The organism is Streptococcus oralis subsp. tigurinus, from assembly GCF_002356415.1.
Classification (GTDB): domain Bacteria; phylum Bacillota; class Bacilli; order Lactobacillales; family Streptococcaceae; genus Streptococcus; species Streptococcus oralis_F.
The window spans coordinates 1,105,897-1,123,515 of the sequence record NZ_AP018338.1; the positions used below are offsets into that span (position 1 = coordinate 1,105,897).

16 protein-coding genes are annotated in these 17,619 nt (G+C 40.3%); 2 read left to right on the forward strand and 14 right to left on the reverse strand.

What is annotated here, in order from left to right:
- Positions 1-72: 72 nt before the first annotated feature.
- A complete protein-coding gene (locus tag STO1_RS05600) occupies positions 73-3,174 on the reverse strand; it encodes a DNA polymerase III subunit alpha (protein WP_096422352.1) in 3,102 nt (1,033 codons plus the stop codon).
- 386 nt (positions 3,175-3,560) lie between these two features.
- Between STO1_RS05600 and STO1_RS05605 the strand changes: the two genes are divergently transcribed.
- Both STO1_RS05605 and STO1_RS05610 read left to right on the forward strand, forming a co-directional pair.
- On the forward strand, positions 3,561-5,834 hold the full coding sequence (locus tag STO1_RS05605) for a Xaa-Pro dipeptidyl-peptidase (protein WP_096422354.1): 2,274 nt from the start codon (positions 3,561-3,563) through the stop codon (positions 5,832-5,834).
- Positions 5,835-5,852: 18 nt separating this feature from the next.
- Positions 5,853-6,323, forward strand: a complete 471-nt coding sequence (locus STO1_RS05610; protein ID WP_001043015.1) for an arginine repressor — start codon at positions 5,853-5,855, stop codon at positions 6,321-6,323.
- Positions 6,324-6,358: 35 nt separating this feature from the next.
- Here STO1_RS05610 and STO1_RS05615 read toward each other — a convergent pair whose 3' ends face one another.
- The 13 genes from STO1_RS05615 to STO1_RS05675 all read right to left on the reverse strand — a co-directional run bounded on the left by STO1_RS05615 (position 6,359) and on the right by STO1_RS05675 (position 17,569).
- Positions 6,359-6,523: a hypothetical protein gene (locus STO1_RS05615; protein ID WP_000502578.1), complete on the reverse strand. Its 165-nt coding sequence runs from the start codon at positions 6,521-6,523 to the stop codon at positions 6,359-6,361.
- Between the two features lie 9 nt (positions 6,524-6,532).
- A complete protein-coding gene (gene obgE, locus STO1_RS05620; protein WP_009730069.1) occupies positions 6,533-7,843 on the reverse strand; it encodes a GTPase ObgE in 1,311 nt (436 codons plus the stop codon).
- 71 nt (positions 7,844-7,914) lie between these two features.
- Complete coding sequence (locus STO1_RS05625) at positions 7,915-8,049, reverse strand: DUF4044 domain-containing protein (protein WP_000863851.1); 135 nt, start codon at positions 8,047-8,049, stop codon at positions 7,915-7,917.
- A gap of 30 nt (positions 8,050-8,079) precedes the next feature.
- Entirely contained in the window at positions 8,080-8,256 is a 177-nt protein-coding gene (locus STO1_RS05630) for a PspC domain-containing protein (RefSeq protein WP_007519479.1), read from the reverse strand.
- A gap of 32 nt (positions 8,257-8,288) precedes the next feature.
- The gene (locus STO1_RS05635) at positions 8,289-9,614 is read right to left on the reverse strand and encodes a glycosyltransferase family 4 protein (protein ID WP_001219468.1); all 1,326 of its coding nucleotides are present in this window, start codon (positions 9,612-9,614) and stop codon (positions 8,289-8,291) included.
- Between the two features lie 8 nt (positions 9,615-9,622).
- On the reverse strand, positions 9,623-10,666 hold the full coding sequence (locus STO1_RS05640) for a glycosyltransferase family 4 protein (RefSeq protein ID WP_000428259.1): 1,044 nt from the start codon (positions 10,664-10,666) through the stop codon (positions 9,623-9,625).
- A gap of 112 nt (positions 10,667-10,778) precedes the next feature.
- Positions 10,779-11,108: a metal-sulfur cluster assembly factor gene (locus STO1_RS05645; RefSeq protein ID WP_000331931.1), complete on the reverse strand. Its 330-nt coding sequence runs from the start codon at positions 11,106-11,108 to the stop codon at positions 10,779-10,781.
- 13 nt (positions 11,109-11,121) lie between these two features.
- Positions 11,122-12,231: an RNA polymerase sigma factor RpoD gene (gene rpoD / locus STO1_RS05650; protein ID WP_000201892.1), complete on the reverse strand. Its 1,110-nt coding sequence runs from the start codon at positions 12,229-12,231 to the stop codon at positions 11,122-11,124.
- A gap of 2 nt (positions 12,232-12,233) precedes the next feature.
- Positions 12,234-13,997, reverse strand: a complete 1,764-nt coding sequence (gene dnaG / locus STO1_RS05655; RefSeq protein WP_096422356.1) for a DNA primase — start codon at positions 13,995-13,997, stop codon at positions 12,234-12,236.
- 193 nt (positions 13,998-14,190) lie between these two features.
- A complete protein-coding gene (locus tag STO1_RS05660; RefSeq protein WP_096422358.1) occupies positions 14,191-14,622 on the reverse strand; it encodes a hypothetical protein in 432 nt (143 codons plus the stop codon).
- A gap of 130 nt (positions 14,623-14,752) precedes the next feature.
- Positions 14,753-15,475 (reverse strand): TipC family immunity protein, encoded by a 723-nt coding sequence (locus STO1_RS05665; RefSeq protein WP_096422360.1) that lies wholly within the window; start codon positions 15,473-15,475, stop codon positions 14,753-14,755.
- A gap of 472 nt (positions 15,476-15,947) precedes the next feature.
- Positions 15,948-16,706: an ABC transporter ATP-binding protein gene (locus STO1_RS05670; RefSeq protein WP_096422362.1), complete on the reverse strand. Its 759-nt coding sequence runs from the start codon at positions 16,704-16,706 to the stop codon at positions 15,948-15,950.
- Positions 16,703-17,569, reverse strand: a complete 867-nt coding sequence (locus STO1_RS05675) for an ABC transporter permease (RefSeq protein WP_061409118.1) — start codon at positions 17,567-17,569, stop codon at positions 16,703-16,705. Before STO1_RS05675 ends, STO1_RS05670 begins: the two co-directional genes overlap by 4 nt.
- Positions 17,570-17,619: the final 50 nt, after the last annotated feature.

Sequence of the window (17,619 nt, forward strand, 5' to 3'; positions counted from 1 at the left end):
GCTCCTTTTTCTTTTAACATTCTTACTGATTATACCACATTTAATTGGAAAATTCTTCTATTTTCCGTATTTTTAGCGATAAATCGTTTTCATAACAATTCCCTCTAATTTTTCCTGTAAAAGGGGATCTTTTTTTACAAAATGTTGGGAGGAAACAATGGTTTTCTCTTCCTCAACATACCTGATAATTACAGGAATAGAGCCTTTATGTTGTTCTAAGATAGTTGAAATTTCTTTATCATTGTCGTGATTTTTAACTTGAATCCAGAATCGTTCAGCGACTGCTTCTTTCAAATCTTGTGCAATCATTTGCAGACGACCATCTCGTGATTGAACTTTGCCATTGATGTAGTAGAATTTTCCTTCAGATAAGATGGAAGCGTATTTTCGATACTGATCTGAAAATACAGTCACATCCAGTCGAGACTTACCGTCATGAACCTGTAGAAAGGCCATACTCTCGCCCTTCTTAGTTCGAATGACTTTTATTTTTTGCACTTCAACTAGAAGAGTTACATGACTCCCCTCAGTGATTATAGAAATGGGCGTTGTCGGATAAAGAGCTTGTTTGGCAAGTGTTTGTAAAGGATGGGCACTGATACCAACCCCAATCAATTCCTGCTCCTTGTAAAATTTCTCCGCCTCTGTAAAATCATCAGCCTCCGTCCAACTATAGTTTGTATCCGCAAAGAGTCCTCCCAACTCCTCAACAAAGACAAATAAGTTTGGCAGATTCACTAAAATTTTCTGACGATTCTTATCAAATTCATCAAAGAGACCTAGTTCAACCAAAGGTGTCAAAAGTGACAGTTTCTTGTAATTCTTGGGGAGACGTGTGACGAAATCTTCGATACTTGAGAAGGGACGATTTTCAATAATCCAATAAGAAAAATCTCTTGGCATCCCTTTAATAGCTTTCAAACCAAGATAGATTGTTTTCTGGGTAATTTTATCGTGATAAGGAATACTATTGATTGCTAAAGGAGCCACTTCAAAGCCCATCTGCAATGCATCTACAATGTAATCGCTGCTAGAATAATTCAACATAACTTGAAAGAAAATAGCAGGATAGTGCGTCTTGAAATAAGCTAGCTGGAAAGCCAGTGCTGAGTAGGCATAGGCGTGGGATCTGTTAAATCCATAGCCTGCAAACTTTTCCATCACTGCAAAAACTTGGTTGGCCTTTTCTTCTGTATACCCAAGTTTCATAGCTCCTGTTATAAAATCTTCCTTCATCAAATGCATTTCTTTAGCATTCTTCTTACCCATGGCTCGTCTGAGAATATCGGCTTTACCAAGACTGAATCCTCCAAAGCGCTGAGCCACCTGCATGACCTGCTCTTGATAGAGCATAATACCGTAGGTTGATGACAAAATGTCCTCCAAGGCAGGATCTAGTACCGTCACCTTTTCTTTACCATGCTTACGAGCCACAAAATTATCAATATAATCGCTTGCCCCTGGTCTGTTGAGCGATGTCGTTGCTACCACTTCTTCGAAGACTTGCGGCTTGACTCGTTTTAAGAGTCGAATGGCACCAGATTGTTCAAATTGGAAAATACCTTTCGTATTTCCAGCTGCAAAGAGAGCCAAGGTTTCTTTGTCTTCCAAATCAATCTCTTCGATTTTTAGATGTACGCCCTCTGATTCTGCAAGTAATTCTTGCATTTTTTGTACGAAAGTCAGGTTACGTAATCCTAGGAAATCCATTTTTAGAAGTCCATTGGCTTCAACACCATGAGCATCATACTGGGTGATGAGCATATCCTCACCATATTTTAGAGGAATATAGTCCGTCAAGTCTTGGTCACTCATAACGACTCCTGCCGCATGGATAGATGTCTGACGAGGATAACCTTCAATCTTACGAGCAATCTCAAAAGCTTTTTGGTATTCAATCTTGCTATTGATTATCTGCCTAAATTGCAAATTCTTTTCATAGGCCGTCGTTAGCGTATCTCGGAAACTGATTTTTTTAGTAATGTTTGTTAATTCGTACTCTGGAACACCATAGCGTTTGAAAACATCACGAATTGCTTGTTTGGCTCCAAAAGTCGAATAGGTAACAATCTGTGCCACGTGTTGACTACCATACCGATCACGAACATAGCGAATGAACTCTGGTCTATAGAGGTCAGGGATGTCGATATCGATATCAGGCATGGTGTAACGCTCACGATTTAAAAAGCGCTCGAAAATCAAGTTCTTTTCAACCGGGTCGATTCCTGTAATATCCAGTGAGTAAGCCACCAGGCTACCAACCGCAGAACCACGCCCCATTCCCATATAGTAGCCTTGAGAACGTCCAAAACGGAGCAAATCCCAAACTACAAGGAAATAGTCGTCAAAGCCCATATCATGAATCACAGCCAATTCCTCATTCAGTCGCTCATGATAAATAGCTGAGGTTACCCCCTTATCACTCAAACCTTGCTCAGCTCTCTCTCTAAGTTCTTCGACCGCTGGTCTTTCAGGATTAAAGCGAGGGAGTTTTAAACTTGGGTCGATTTGATAGCTTACGTTCTCTATCAGACCTTGGAGATTAGCAAGCGCCTGAGGGAAGCGATTTTTAAACCGTGCTTCCAAGTCTGAGGCTGGTAAAAAGATTCCTTGTTGTGAATGCAGATCCACTTCTCTCAGACTGACATTATCCTTGATTGCTGACAAGATTTGTAAAACTTGGATATCTTCTTTTTCAAAAGAGTTGACTTGATAGAGTGGAAGAATGGATCTAGTAAAGACTTCTTGAGGAGTATCTGGACTGACACCGATAAAATAATCATGCCCCAAATCTAACTGTTCGATTCCCTCAAAATAGGGAACAATAATAGCAATATCTTCGAGGTGGGAGGTAAAGTCAGACCAATTTTTCCGTCCAGTCATTTTTAAAGTGGATAACTTCATCAACTCTTGGTAGCCTTTAGTGGATAGGGCTAGAAAACGAAGAGAGAGATTCTCCTCATCTTTGACCAAAGTCATTTCTAGACCGACTAAAGGTTGAATGCCATACTTACGAGTCACTTCTAGAAAATGATAGGCTCCATAGAGATTGTCCACATCCATGATAGCAAGGTGAGAATAGCCATATTCTTTAGCCGTTTGTACGTATTTCTCAATCGAAACCACACTTTCCATAAAACTATAAACGGTCTTGGTGTCAAGCTGTGCAATCATTTCTTCTCCTCCTTGCTTTCGTTTTACTACTATTATACCATTTTAAGTTGGATATTGAAGCAACTCGGATGCTTTCTTTTCAACATCAGCATTTACAACCTCTCCGTCTTTCTTCCCTTTAATTTTTAATATTATAAGATGGATTTGAATGTCATTTTAGACATTTTTATACTAAGTAAAGTATAATAAAGCCGGACTCTATATGCAATTTCACATATAAAAAATTCTAAGAAAGAGCTTTTTATTATAGTATTTATTCATCATTTTATAATAACTTACTAAATAGGTATTCCGCTTCACGAAATTTCTTGCATTAAAGTTTATTTATTCCATTTTTCCTTATTTTTTGATATAATAAATTCAGTCTGTTTTCAAAGGAGAGAACCATGCGTTTTAATCAATTTAGCTATCTTCCGACCTCTAGTTCTCAACAATTAGATGAATTAGCAAGTCTTGGTCTGGAATTGTCCCCTCAACTGCCCTTAAAAAAGCAATTTGAAGACTTCATCCGTTGGAGTTTTTTCACTTATTCTAACACGGATTATGCCTTATCCACTTTGGCTGCGGATAACGAAACAGATCTATTAACTTTTTTCCAGTCAGAGCGTGATTTAACTACTGATATTTTCTATACTGTAGTTTTTCAACTTTTAGGCTTCAGCTATCTTGTTGACTTTGAGGATGCCGAACAGTTCCATAAAGAAACTGGTTTTCCTATTGTTTATGGGGATCTCATTGAAAATCTTTATCAATTGCTCAATACGAGAACGAAAAAAGGAAACACGCTCATCGATCAGCTTGTTAGTGATGGACTCATTTCAGAAGATAATCACTACCACTACTTTAACCGTAAGAGCTTGGCAACCTTCTCTACTCATGATGTCATTCGTGAAGTCGTGTATGTCGAGAGTCGTGTGGATACTGATAAAGATGGGCTCCCTGACTTAGTCAAAGTCAGCGTTATTCGCCCACGTTACGATGGTCAAGTACCTACTCTTATGACTGCCAGCCCTTATCACCAAGGGACCAACGACAAAGCTAGTGACAAGGCTCTCTACAAAATGGAGGGAGAGCTTGAGGTCAAACCTGCCCACACCATTGAGCTCGAGGAGCCCAAGCTAAATGTAGTCGAACCCCATGGTCAAGCAGAAGTCGTCTCAGAAGCTGAAGAAAAGCTATCTCATATCAATAGCTCATATACTCTAAATGACTACTTCCTCCCACGTGGATTTGCCAATCTCTATGTATCGGGTCTTGGAACTAAAGATTCTCAAGGACTCATGACCAATGGTGACTACCAGCAGATTGAAGCTTATAAAAATGTCATTGATTGGCTCAATGGTCGTTGTCGTGCCTTTACTGACCACACGCGCAAACGTCAAGTCAAGGCTGACTGGTCAAACGGCAAAGTCGCAACAACAGGAATTTCCTATCTAGGTACCATGTCCAATGGTCTCGCGACAACTGGTGCTGATGGTTTAGAAGTGATTATCGCTGAAGCAGGTATTTCCTCTTGGTATAACTACTATCGTGAAAATGGTCTGGTGACTAGCCCAGGTGGTTATCCAGGTGAGGATTTTGACTCACTTGCTGAATTGACCTACTCCCGTAATCTCCTAGCTGGTGATTATATTCGTGGTAATGGAGCTCATCAGGCAGACTTAGAGAAGGTAAAAGAGAAACTCGATCGCAAGACTGGTGACTACAATCAGTTTTGGCATGACCGCAACTATCTGCTCAATGCTCATAAGGTTCAAGCTGAGGTCGTCTTTACACATGGTTCTCAAGATTGGAACGTCAAACCTCTTCATGTTTACCAGATGTTTCATGCTCTTCCAACTCATATCAATAAGCACCTCTTTTTCCATCATGGTGCCCATGTCTATATGAACAATTGGCAGTCAATTGACTTCCGCGAATCCATGAATGCCTTGTTAAGTAAGAAATTGTTAGGACTTGACTCATGCTATCAACTCCCTGCTGTCATCTGGCAGGACAATACTGCACCGCAAACATGGCAGAGCCTTGACGACTTTGGCAAACAGAATAAACTGCATACTTTCCCACTTGGAACTGAAGAAAAAGTAATTCAAAACCAGTATGATCAAACAAATTTTGAGCGGTATGGCAAGACTTACCAAACCTTCAACACAGAACTTTACCAAGGAAAAGCCAATCAAATCACCATTGACCTTCCAGTAAGTCAAGACATTCACTTAAATGGGCGAGTGGAGCTGAAACTTCGTGTCAAATCAAGTACAAACAAGGGCTTATTATCTGCTCAACTCCTCCAACTAGGACAACAGAAGTACCTTCAACCCTATCCAGCAGTTCAATCAGTCCGAACAATTGATAATGGTCGTTACCACATGTTAGAAAATCTCTGTGAACTGCCATTCAATCCAAGTGCTCAACGTGTCATCACTAAAGGCTACCTCAATCTTCAAAACCGAGATGATCTCTTGACAATCGAAGAAATCCAACCAAATGAATGGATGGACTTCAAGCTAGAGCTTCAACCAACTATTTACAAACTTAAGGAAGGAGACATTCTCCGCTTAGTGCTCTACACAACAGACTTTGAGATTACAATTCGAGATAATACAGACTATCACTTGACTGTTGATTTAGCACAATCTACTATCACTATTCCCTCATAAAAGGAGCTATTAACACTTATGAACAAATCTGAACACAGACACCAACTTATTCGTGCCCTCGTTTCAAAAAATAAAATCCATACCCAAGCGGAATTGCAAGCCTTGTTAGCCGAAAACGATATCCAAGTTACACAGGCTACCTTATCACGCGATATCAAAACCATGAACCTTTCAAAAGTACGAGAAGAAGATCATTCTTACTACGTGTTAAATACAGGCTCTATCTCCAAGTGGGAAAAACGTCTTGAAAATTATATGGAAGATGCTCTTGTTATGTTGCGTCCTGTCCAACACCAAGTTATTTTGAAAACCTTACCCGGTTTAGCTCAATCATTTGGATCTGTAATTGATTCCTTGGACTTTCCAGATGTCATTGCAACGCTTTGTGGAGATGATGTCTGCATGATTATCTGTGAGGATGCTACAAAAGCGCAAGCTTGTTTTGAAAGTCTTAAAAAATATGCACCACCATTTTTCTTTGGTGAATAACACAAATCCCGTGATCAAAAAATCACGGGAATTTTTTATTTCTTGGACTGTGTTTCTTCTTTCTTTGTACGTGCTAATCGAAGGGCACGTTTAGGGTTGAGACGATTAAACAATTCTTCTAGTTTCTTTTCATTCCATACATCTGCTGCAGAAACAAAATTTCCATCTGCATCTCGGAATGATATCGGTTTATCTCCCATATCAATCTCCTAGTCTACAAATTCAAACTCAAATTTACCGATGCGAACCAAATCACCATCTTTGGCTCCACGCGCACGAAGGGCTTCATCAACCCCCATACCACGAAGCTGGCGGGCAAATTTCATAACTGATTCGTCACGGTCAAAGTTGGTCATGTTAAAGAGTTTCATGAGTTTTTCACCAGAAAGTACCCATGTCGCATCATCATCACGACTAATCTCAAAGGCTTTTTCTTCCTCGTGAAAACCGTAGTACGCCTCTTCTTCCATATCAGACTCATCATAGATTGGAAATTCTGGAGTCTTGTCTAACAATTCAGCTGTCGCATCCAAAAGAGTTGACAAACCTTGCTTGGTCAATCCAGAAATAGGGAAGATGGCTGGAAGTTCCTCAAACTCGTCGTAGTTTGCTGCTAACTTTTCCTTGAAAGTTTTAAGATTTTCCTGACTTTCAGGCATATCCATCTTATTGGCTACGATGATCTGCGGACGTTCCATGAGACGAAGGTTGTAGGATTCCAATTCTTTATTGATAGCAAGGTAATCCTCGTAAGGATCACGTCCTTCGCTAGCTGACATATCGATGACATGGAGGATAACTCGTGTACGTTCGATATGACGGAGAAACTGGGTTCCAAGACCAACACCTTGACTAGCCCCTTCAATCAAACCTGGAAGGTCAGCTACTGCAAAAGATTCACCTGACTGTGTACGAACCATACCCAAATTAGGGACAATCGTCGTAAAGTGGTAAGCACCGATTTTGGGTTTAGCTGAAGTAATGACACTGAGCAAAGTTGACTTGCCGACAGATGGGAAACCGACTAGACCAACATCTGCTAAGATTTTCAATTCCAGTTGCAACTCACGTTCTTGACCTGGCTCTCCATTCTCAGAGATTTCAGGCGCAGGATTTTTTGGTGTTGCAAAACGGATATTCCCACGACCACCTCGACCGCCATGAGCCACGATAAATTCTTGACCATGTGCAATCAAGTCTGTAATGACTTTACCTGTTTCTGCGTCACGTACAGTAGTTCCCTGTGGCACACGAACACGAAGGTCTTCTGCACCACGTCCATGCATTCCTTTGGTCATCCCTTTTTCACCGGAATCAGCCTTAAAATGACGGTTATAGCGGAAATCCATCAAGGTACGTAAGCCTTCGTCTACCACGAAAACAACGTTACCTCCACGTCCACCATCACCACCCCACGGACCGCCATTAGGGACATATTTTTCACGACGAAAGGCAACCATGCCATCGCCACCATTACCAGCCTTGACCTTGATCTTGGCTGTATCTAAAAACATACTCATATTTTCTTCTCACTTTAAAAAGGCTGGGGAGAACCCAGTCATTAGTTATTGTTTCTATTCTCGCAGCTTGCTTAGAATCTGCTAAAAGCTCCAAGCGCAGTTGCAAAGATACCAGCAAGGGTTACAAACAACATGATGAGCACGACAACAAGTGTCACTTTCTCAAACAATGTTTTTTTACGTTTTCCATTATCTCCAAAAGCCATAACTTCTCCTTTTCACTTTATAATTCTAAATTAATAGTCTGTTGAAACCGGTGCAACCACCCATAAAATGATGTAAGCAAGGATTCCTGCTCCATAACAAAATGCAAGAACACCCCAAACAACACGAACAATTGTTGGGTCAATATCAAAATAATGGGCAACTCCTGCACAAACTCCACCAATTATTTGATTTTTTCCACTTCGCATTAATTTTTTTATAGTATTTTCCTCTTATTCTATTATTTGAATTCATCTTTCCAATAATCTCTGATGCTGGATAATTGCTTCCGAGAAGCCCGCAAAATACGCTTAGACTCTTTTACTGGACTTGTAACAGCCTGTTGGGGTAGATATAAAATCGTTTTCAAAAAGCGCTGACTAACAGGTTTCCCATCATGTAATTCATGTTCAAAGTTATTTGAGATAATGGCATCGAGGTAAAACTCATGTACTCGTTTCCCAAAGTTCTCAGCCGAAATTTCGTACAACTTATCCGCCAACTTTTGTTCAGACATATCAGGAGTAGCAATCAAGGCTTCAAGGATAGCTCCTGCAAGCTCTCGTTCTCCATAGTAGAGGGTACCAAACATTTTATCACTGATCAGGTTATCAAGATAGGGGTTGCCATGAGCGATAACAGGCGTTCCACTGGCTAGACTTTCTAGATAGGTTAAGCCCTGAGTTTCACTCGTTGAGGCAGAGATGAAGAAATCTGCAGCCTTATAGTATAAGGCTGTCTCGCTTGGAGCAATCATACCTGTAAAAATCACATGTTTTTGCAGGTTTAATTTCACTGCTTGCTCTTTCAGACTGTCCAGATAAGGACCGTCTCCAGCAACGACCAGCTTCACCTTATCTTCTTCTTTTAATACTTCAGCAAAAGCATCTAGGACTGCTTGGATATTCTTCTCATAAGAAATACGCGAAAGGCTCAGTAGCATTTTCTCGTCTTCCTGAATACCTAACTTCGAACGAAGTTCTTGCAAGTTTTCCTCTTTAATCTCAGGTCGTTCAAACTTAGCTAGCTCAATTCCGGTTGGAATGACACGTTTTTCAACCTTGACTTTGTATTTAGATAAAAGGTCCCGAACAATCTCGCTAGGACAGATTACTCCGTCTACATCACGAAGGAAACCACGTACCAGATATTTTACCATACTTGGACGAATCAACATCCCCTTAGCAATATAATGCACATAGTCTTCGTACTGGGTATGGTAGGTATGGATAACAGGAATTCTCAATTCTCGTGCGATCCAAATCCCTAATAATCCAAGTGAAAATTCTGTCTGGGTATGAATGATATCGAGTTGATACTGCTTGGCGATTTCAAGTGCCTTTGTAAAACCTCGATAGGCAAACCGTCGATCTTTAAATGCAAAGAAAGGGACACTTGGAATTCGAATAATTTGCCAATCCTCGTAGCGGTTCACATCTTTATCTGTTGTTGTAAAGATAAAAACTGCATGGCCTTGCTTCTCAAGCTCTGTCTTCAAGGTTCGAATACTGGTCGCAACCCCGGAAACCTGAGGAAAATAGGTGTCTGTAAATAAACCAATTCGCATAGATTACCTCACTTTTTACCTAGAGCAGCCTGTTCCCGATAAAATTTTAACCAAATTCCCAGTAAACGCTCTTCTGAATACTGCTTGGATATCCTTTTAGCTTTTTCTTTCAATTCTTTCAACGCTTCAGGATTTTCTTTATATTCTAGGATTGCTTCTCTCATCTCAGAGACATCACTTGTAGCACGATAATCTCCCTCAAGAATGACCTTATACAGGTCCAAATCCCTTAACATAATAGGAGCCTCGCAACTAGCTGCCTCTAAGATGGTCATAGGGAATAGTTCATTATAGCTAGGTAGTAAGAACAAATCAGCTAAAGCATACAGTTCCCGCATCCTCTCCGGTGACACAATACCTGGGAAAATTAGATTTTTAGGTGGATTGTCCATAATCTTCTTATAGCGTTCATAACCATCTGTTATTCCACCAAATGAAAAACCACCAGCCCAGATAAAGGTAATTTCTGGCAATTCTTCAGCAAGACGGATAAAATCATCTATCCCTTTTCGTTTCTGAACCTGGCCCGCACCAACCACGACAAACTGATCTTTGGCGAGATCCATTTCTTCACGAAGTTGTGCAACTTGTTCAGCTGGTAATGGATGCCATTTTTCTTTGTTTACAAAATTGGGAATATAAGTTATTTTTTCTCGTGGAATACCCGCAGCAACTAGATCCTCGATAAACATGGGATTAACCACCACCAAGTGTTCCATTCGGTTGTAAAAGGAAAAAACATAGCGTTTGACAATTCCTTTTAAGAAAAATGGAATTTTCAAACTCCCTTCGAGTGTCTCAGGTAAGAAATGCACATAACCAACTTTTCTCCCAGAGCGTTTCTTTTGAAATGTGGATAAATAATAAGGGAAATCAATGGTGTGAAAGTGGGTTACATCTGCCTCTACAGGAAGATTCTCCGTAACAATCAACTGATCTTTGGCATCACGATGTAGGAGACTCACCAATTCACGGTAGGCTCCTGACACTCCTTGACCAGCCACTTTTTCACTTGAACTTAGCATATTAATACGCAATTTTTTGTTTTCCATACTACTCATTATACCATTTTATTTCAAGAAAATCAGTAAAAGAAAGAAGAGACCAGAGGAAAATGGAGGAGCCCCTCTCTTTTCCAATCGTCTCTCGCAATTTTCCAATCGATTACTTAATTCCTAGAGCGATACGCGCATAGCGACTCATTTTTTCAACCGTCCAGGCTGGATACCAGACCAATTTGACTTCGATATTGGTTACCTCAGGCACCTCTGTCATCGCATCGTGTATCTGATCTGTTAAGAGGTCAGCCAGTGGGCAACCCATAGTTGTCAAGGTCATATCAATTTCCGTATGACCTGTTTCACCATCAAATCGAATTTCATAAATCAAACCTAGGTTGACAATATCAATCCCCAACTCAGGGTCGATGACTTCTTCCAAGGCATTTAAAATGCGTGTTTTAATCGTTTCAATTTGCTCTTCTGTATAAGCCATGTTCATCCTCACTCTAATCTTCAATAAAATCACGAAGCGGTTTGCTGCGACTTGGTTGACGCAATTTTCTCAAAGCTTTAGCCTCAATCTGACGGATACGTTCACGAGTCACGTTAAAGACTTTACCAACATCTTCAAGGGTACGCATTTTCCCATCGTCCAAACCGAAACGAAGACGCAAAACGTTTTCTTCACGATCTGTGAGAGTATCCAAGACTTCATCCAACTGCTCACGCAAAACGATACGAGTTGTGTAGTCTACTGGATTTTCAATCACTTCGTCTTCGATAAAGTCCCCAAGATGGCTATCGTCCTCTTCACCAATCGGTGTTTCAAGTGATACTGGTTCTTGGGCGATTTTTAGGATTTCACGGACCTTGTCAGGTGTCATATCCATACGTTCAGCGATTTGTTCAGGTGTTGGATCTTGCCCCAATTCTTGAAGGAGATTGCGCTGTTCTCGGACAAGCTTGTTAATGGTTTCAACCATGTGGACAGGGATACGAATAGTGCGGGCCTGGTCAGCGATGGCACGAGTGATTGCCTGACGAATCCACCAAGTTGCATACGTAGAAAACTTAAATCCTTTTGAATAGTCAAACTTGTCAACAGCCTTCATCAAGCCCATGTTTCCTTCTTGGATCAAGTCAAGAAACTGCATGCCACGCCCTACGTAGCGCTTAGCGATAGAAACCACCAAACGAAGGTTGGCTTCCGCAAGGCGTTGTTTGGCTTCAATATCACCAGCCTCAACTGCTAGGGCCAATTCTTTTTCCTCTTCGTTGGTCAAGAGAGGAACAACCCCGATTTCCTTCAAATACATACGGACTGGGTCATTAACCTTGGCTGAAGTTGAGCCAATCAAGTCCTCATCACTGAGTTCTGGTTCTTCTTCTGCACTAAGAACACGCGCACTTGGATTTCCTTCGTTATCTGTGATAGAAATTCCAGCATCCTGAATCCGTTGCAAAAGGTCTTCAATGCCGTCTGCATCGAGGGTAAAAGGAATAACCAGACTTGAATTGATTTCGTCATCTGTTGCTGTTCCTGTTTTTTTGTGGTTACGGATAAAGTCTGCTACTTGCACATCAAATGTGGTTACTTCTTTTTGTTTTGTTGCCATTATTACTCCATTCTTCTCTTTTGGGAAATCAATCGTTGCAATTCTTCCAAGGCTGTGTCAGTATCTCCTACATGACTAGCTTCCTGCACTTTCTTTTTAATTCGTAAGTTGTCCTTGCTGAGGAGGGCACGGTTTCGAGTCGCTTCTACTTCTACTAGCTCTTGAGGCGACATCTCAGCTGGCAAATCCAAGCTAAGCACGTGGTACCAAGCATTTTCAACCTCAGGTGTCTGATGAGAAAGCTCCTCTGAGCCGATTTCTCCCTGCTCACTTAATAATTCGTAAAGAATTTGAAATTCTGGGGTATCAAAGAAAAAATCTTCTCTTAATCTGTAGTCATTTAGAACAACTGGATTCTCAGCCATCCTATAAAGGAGATGAGCCTCTGCTCTCATAACTGCTGTCAGTTGCCGGGTCACAGGCAAACTAATCGCTACTGGCGTAGGATGCTCCTCTTTGACTCTCTCCTGCCTCTGAACAATCCGACTTTCATTTACAATCTGCTCCACCTGCTGGTAATCAAAAGAAGGTAGATTATCCGCCAGAATGTGGATATAAGAATTCTGGGCAGTGATAGACTTTTCTTTAGCGATTAGGGGCGCAATCTTTTCAATGAACTCGATTTGCGCTTGCAGGTTATCACTATTCTCAGGCTTGAGCTGGTGTATATAGAACTCTATAGGACTGATACGAGTCTTTGTTAAGAGGTAAGCCAGGTCTTCAGCAGAATTCTTTTGCAAATACTCATCTGGATCCATGGCATCAGGTACTCGAATAACCTCAACTGAAAAGTCTTTTAACTCCTCTAATGCCTTGGCTGTTGCTGCCTGTCCTGCCTTGTCGCCATCATAGCTGAGAACAATTTTTTTGGTAAAGCGTTTGAGGTGGTCAACATGCTCCTTGCTTAAGGCTGTCCCCATGGAAGCCACAGCATTTTCTATACCAGCACGGTAGGCTGCGATTACATCCATGAAGCCTTCCATCAGATAGAGCTCTGTGATCTTCCCTGTTCCCTTTTTTGCCTTGTCCAAATGATACAATTCATAACTCTTGTTAAAAATTGCAGTCGAACGGCTATTTTTGTACTTGGCAGTCTGACTATCAGTTTCCTGCCAGATACGACCTGAAAAAGCAATAACCTGCCCCTTGTCATTGGTCAAAGGAAAGATGATACGTCCGAAAAAAGTATCATAAAACTGATTGCCATCTGATAAGTAAAACAAGCCCGAATCCAATAAATCCTTTTCCTCGAACTTGTCAGCCAAACGTTGATAGAGATAGGTTCTCTCTGCTGGAGCCAGTCCAATTTGAAAGTGCTTCAGAACATCATCTGTCAATCCACGTTTGTAGAGATAAGCCCTTGCTTCTTCTCCCATCTTGGTCGTCATGAGGATTGCATGGTAAAAACGGGCAGCTTCTTCATGCATATCATATAAAGCTTGATGAGGGGAAGCCTGTTGAGGACGAGACTGGACAGGCATGGCTAATTGAATACCGACGCGCTCCCCTAAGAGCTGAACAGCTTCCATAAAGGACACACCTTGGTACTCTTCGATGAACTTAAAAACATCTCCTGAACGACCACAGCCGAAGCAATGATAAAACTGCTTGTCTTCCACAACGTTGAAAGAGGGGGTCTTTTCACCATGAAAAGGACAGAGACCTAAATAGTTCCGTCCAGCCTTTTGTAAAGAAATCACGTCGCCTATGACTTCCACAATGTTGGCATTGTTTTTGATTTCTTCAATGACTTGCTTGTCAACCATACACAATACCTCCATCTTATCATAGTTTCACGTTAACTAGTATAGCTTATTTCTGAAAAAAAGTAAACCATTTCATACATTTTCCGTCCCTATATTTCATAAAAACTCACTGCTAACATCTTATTGAGAATTTTCTCCAAAACTCCAACAAGTCCTCCTTATATTTTATTTTGAAACCTCTAATCAGGTACACTTATTTAGCTTGGCTTTCAATATTATATTTCAGTATTCGGCTAATATACTGCCCGTCCTTTCTGCTGATACAGGCCGTCGCAAAAGTCATTGGTGCTATATAGGCTTCTCCTCGATAGGAGGGATCTGTCAAAACAGGCATGGAGTAATAAGCGTTCTTTTTATTTTTTAGGTCAATAAACCATTTGCCTCCGAGGTGCTTGCGGAAGGTTTCTCCGATATAGACAGTCAGGTAATCCAAAAGCTTTTTATCCTCCATCAAGACGTGGTGATTGTCATAGTGAGTCAAAAGCCAAGCCTCCAAATCATCCAAGGACTGCATACTGTAGTCTAGTGTTAGATTTTGTTCTTGAGCAAAGTCACTTGTAAAGTAATCCATTTTAAACTCAATTTGGAAAATCCATTCCTGAAAATCTTCTTGTGTGTATGTCATGTTCTACCTCCGTAAAGAATATGTTTATTTAAATTTTTTTCACTTTGAATGACTTATTATTATCCTAGATATCCTTGATTTTGATATTTTCTTAAAAGTATAGGAAAAATAAGTTTGAGTCGGATCCATCCTATTCAGAAAAACTTAGTGGCACAATCTCTACATCCCCAAGATTATCAACTGAGTAACGTTGACTGCCCATTTTAAACCAGCGTTCTAGAACAACATCATAGAGCATGAAGTGAGATTTTTCTTTAATCCAAGCTTCATCAATCCCATAAGGTTTTAAATACTCTAGTTCTTCGTTGGGATTTGTTAGGTAAAAATTGGGTATCGAATCCCCTGTTTTCGACTGACGTGATAATTCTTTATATGCCTCCAAATCTAGTTTTCCCTCATCCTTATGGAGTATATTGTAACTAGCTAAGTCATACGCTATCGACCATTTAGAATCTGAGATTTCGACAGATTGGTTGAGTTTCTTATCATTGTAGTCATATTTAATATAAAGATATCTCCCATCAGATAACAGTTGCTGGTATTCAATAATAAAAGTTTCTTCAAAACCTACAATCACTTTTAAACTTTCATTTTCAGACAAGTCTGCATCAAGTCCTATGGGAATTATCCAGTCTGGATCTCTAAACGACTGACTTCCGTCAACGGCTTTACTGAAATCAGCGAGTCCAGGTAAAACACCACTATTTATCTCTGCATAGTTCATTTCTAAAAAGTCATTACTTAAAGATTCATACACTCCTTTATAATAATACTTTTGATACAAAGGATATAGACCAAATAAAGTTAGAAAAACTAATACAGTTATGACTAGGATTTTTAAAATTTTTTTCATTTATTTTTCCCTTACTAACATTTGGGCCAAGTTAAAAATAGTTGAGATGTAGGTTTCTTTTTCTTTGACACCCTAATTTTTTCAGATTTGAGCATTCAAGTGGGTCGAATGGCTTATCTTTAGAAAATATTTAGCTATTCGAAGCTTCTAATGCCTAAAATACACCTATATTCTAGCAATTCTAAATTTAGAATACTTGATTATTTAAAAATCTTGACTGTTCGAACTGTTTGATAGGCGATTTTAGAATGAAGTTAAGGCGTTCGACGGTTCGAAAAAGTCAAAACTAGCATGCATCCTTTATTTTAATTTCAACTCATAAGACATTTTGCCTATACTCATTATACTATAAATTCTTTGACGTCCGTATTTTACTAATCATATCTGTCAAGATTGTCAGCAAAAAAACTTAGAAACAGGAAACTGGTTTCTAAGTTTTTCTTCTCTATTTTTTGACGAACAATTTTCTACTTTACTCAAATAATTGATAGTAGTCTGAAATCTTCATTTTTGCTTTTTCTTCTTTATTAAGGTCTTGGATGATACGGCCTTCCTTCATGACAATCAGACGATTTCCATACTTCAATGCATCTTCCATATGGTGGGTAATCATCAAGGCTGTCAGATGGTCTTTGCTGACAAATTCATCTGTTAACACCATCAAGGCCACACTGGTCTTTGGGTCAAGAGCTGCTGTGTGTTCATCCAACAAGAGCAACTCTGGTCGCTTTAAGGTTGCCATCAAAAGACTTAGGGCCTGACGTTGACCACCTGATAGAAATTCAATCGGAGTGTCCAGATGTTTTTCAAGACCATTTCCAACCTTTTCAATGGTAGCCTGAAACTCTTCTCTATAGCTTGATAGCCTTCTAGGAAGAAGCCCTCTCTTCTCACCACGAAACTTGGCAATCAAAAGGTTTTCTGCAACGGTCATACGGGGAGCCGTACCCATTTTAGGATCCTGAAAGACACGAGACAAGTACTTAGCTCGCTTTTCTGGTGAAAAATGCGTCACATCCTCGCCCATGATACGGATGCTTCCACTTGTTAAAGGCAAGGTACCTGCAATAGTGTTAAAAAGAGTTGACTTTCCAGCTCCATTTCCACCTAGGATGGTAATGAAATCATGTTCAAAAATCTCAAGAGAAACATCATTAAGAATGATTTTTTCCTCGTCAAAGCCATTTGTGATGACTTTGGTAGCATTTTTTAATTCTACAATTGCTGTCATTTGCTAAACTTGACTCCTTTCAGGTATTTGCTTTTGAAGGTTGGAATCATAAGGCAAACTGCCAAAATCAAGGCGCTATACAAACGCAGATAACTTGTATTAAATCCAAGAGCAATCACTCCCCAAACGAGGAACTGATAAGCGATAGAGCCTACAACGATGGTCATGAGTCGCTCTGCCAAGGTCAAGCTCTTGAACAAAACCTCACCAATAATCAAGCTAGCAAGACCTACGACAATCACTCCAATTCCTCGAGAAACATCTGCGTATCCTTCTTGTTGAGCAATTAAGGCTCCTGCAAGCGCGATAATCCCATTTGAAAGAACCAAACCCATGAGTTCCATACGACCAGTATGAATTCCAAAACTACGAGCCATATCAGGGTTATCACCCGTAGCTATGTAGGCCTGACCTAGTTTGGTATCTAGGAAAAAGAGCATAAGGCCAATAACAAGGGCAACAAAGATAAAGCCAGTCAAGAGTTGATTAAGGTCCGAATCAAAAGGCAAGACATCCTGAATTTGCTTGGTTCCAAGAAGCCCCAGATTGGCACGTCCCATAATCATGAGCATGATGGAATGGCAGGAAGTCATGACCAAAATCCCTGATAAGAGAGTTGGAATTTTTCCTTTGGTATATAAGAGACCTGTCGCCATTCCAGCTAGACAGCCTGCTCCTACTGCAGCCAAGGTCGCTAAAAACGGATTGACTCCTTGTGTTATCAAGGTTACAGCTACTGCTCCCCCTAGTGGGAAAGAGCCTTCAGTCGTCATATCTGGAAAATTCAAAATTCGAAAAGTCATAAAGATTCCCAAACCAAGAATCGCCCAGACCATCCCCTGTGAAATAATGGATACTATCATAATCTTTCACTCATTTCTTTCTTTAGTAAAAATGGGAGGAGATGTGTCCA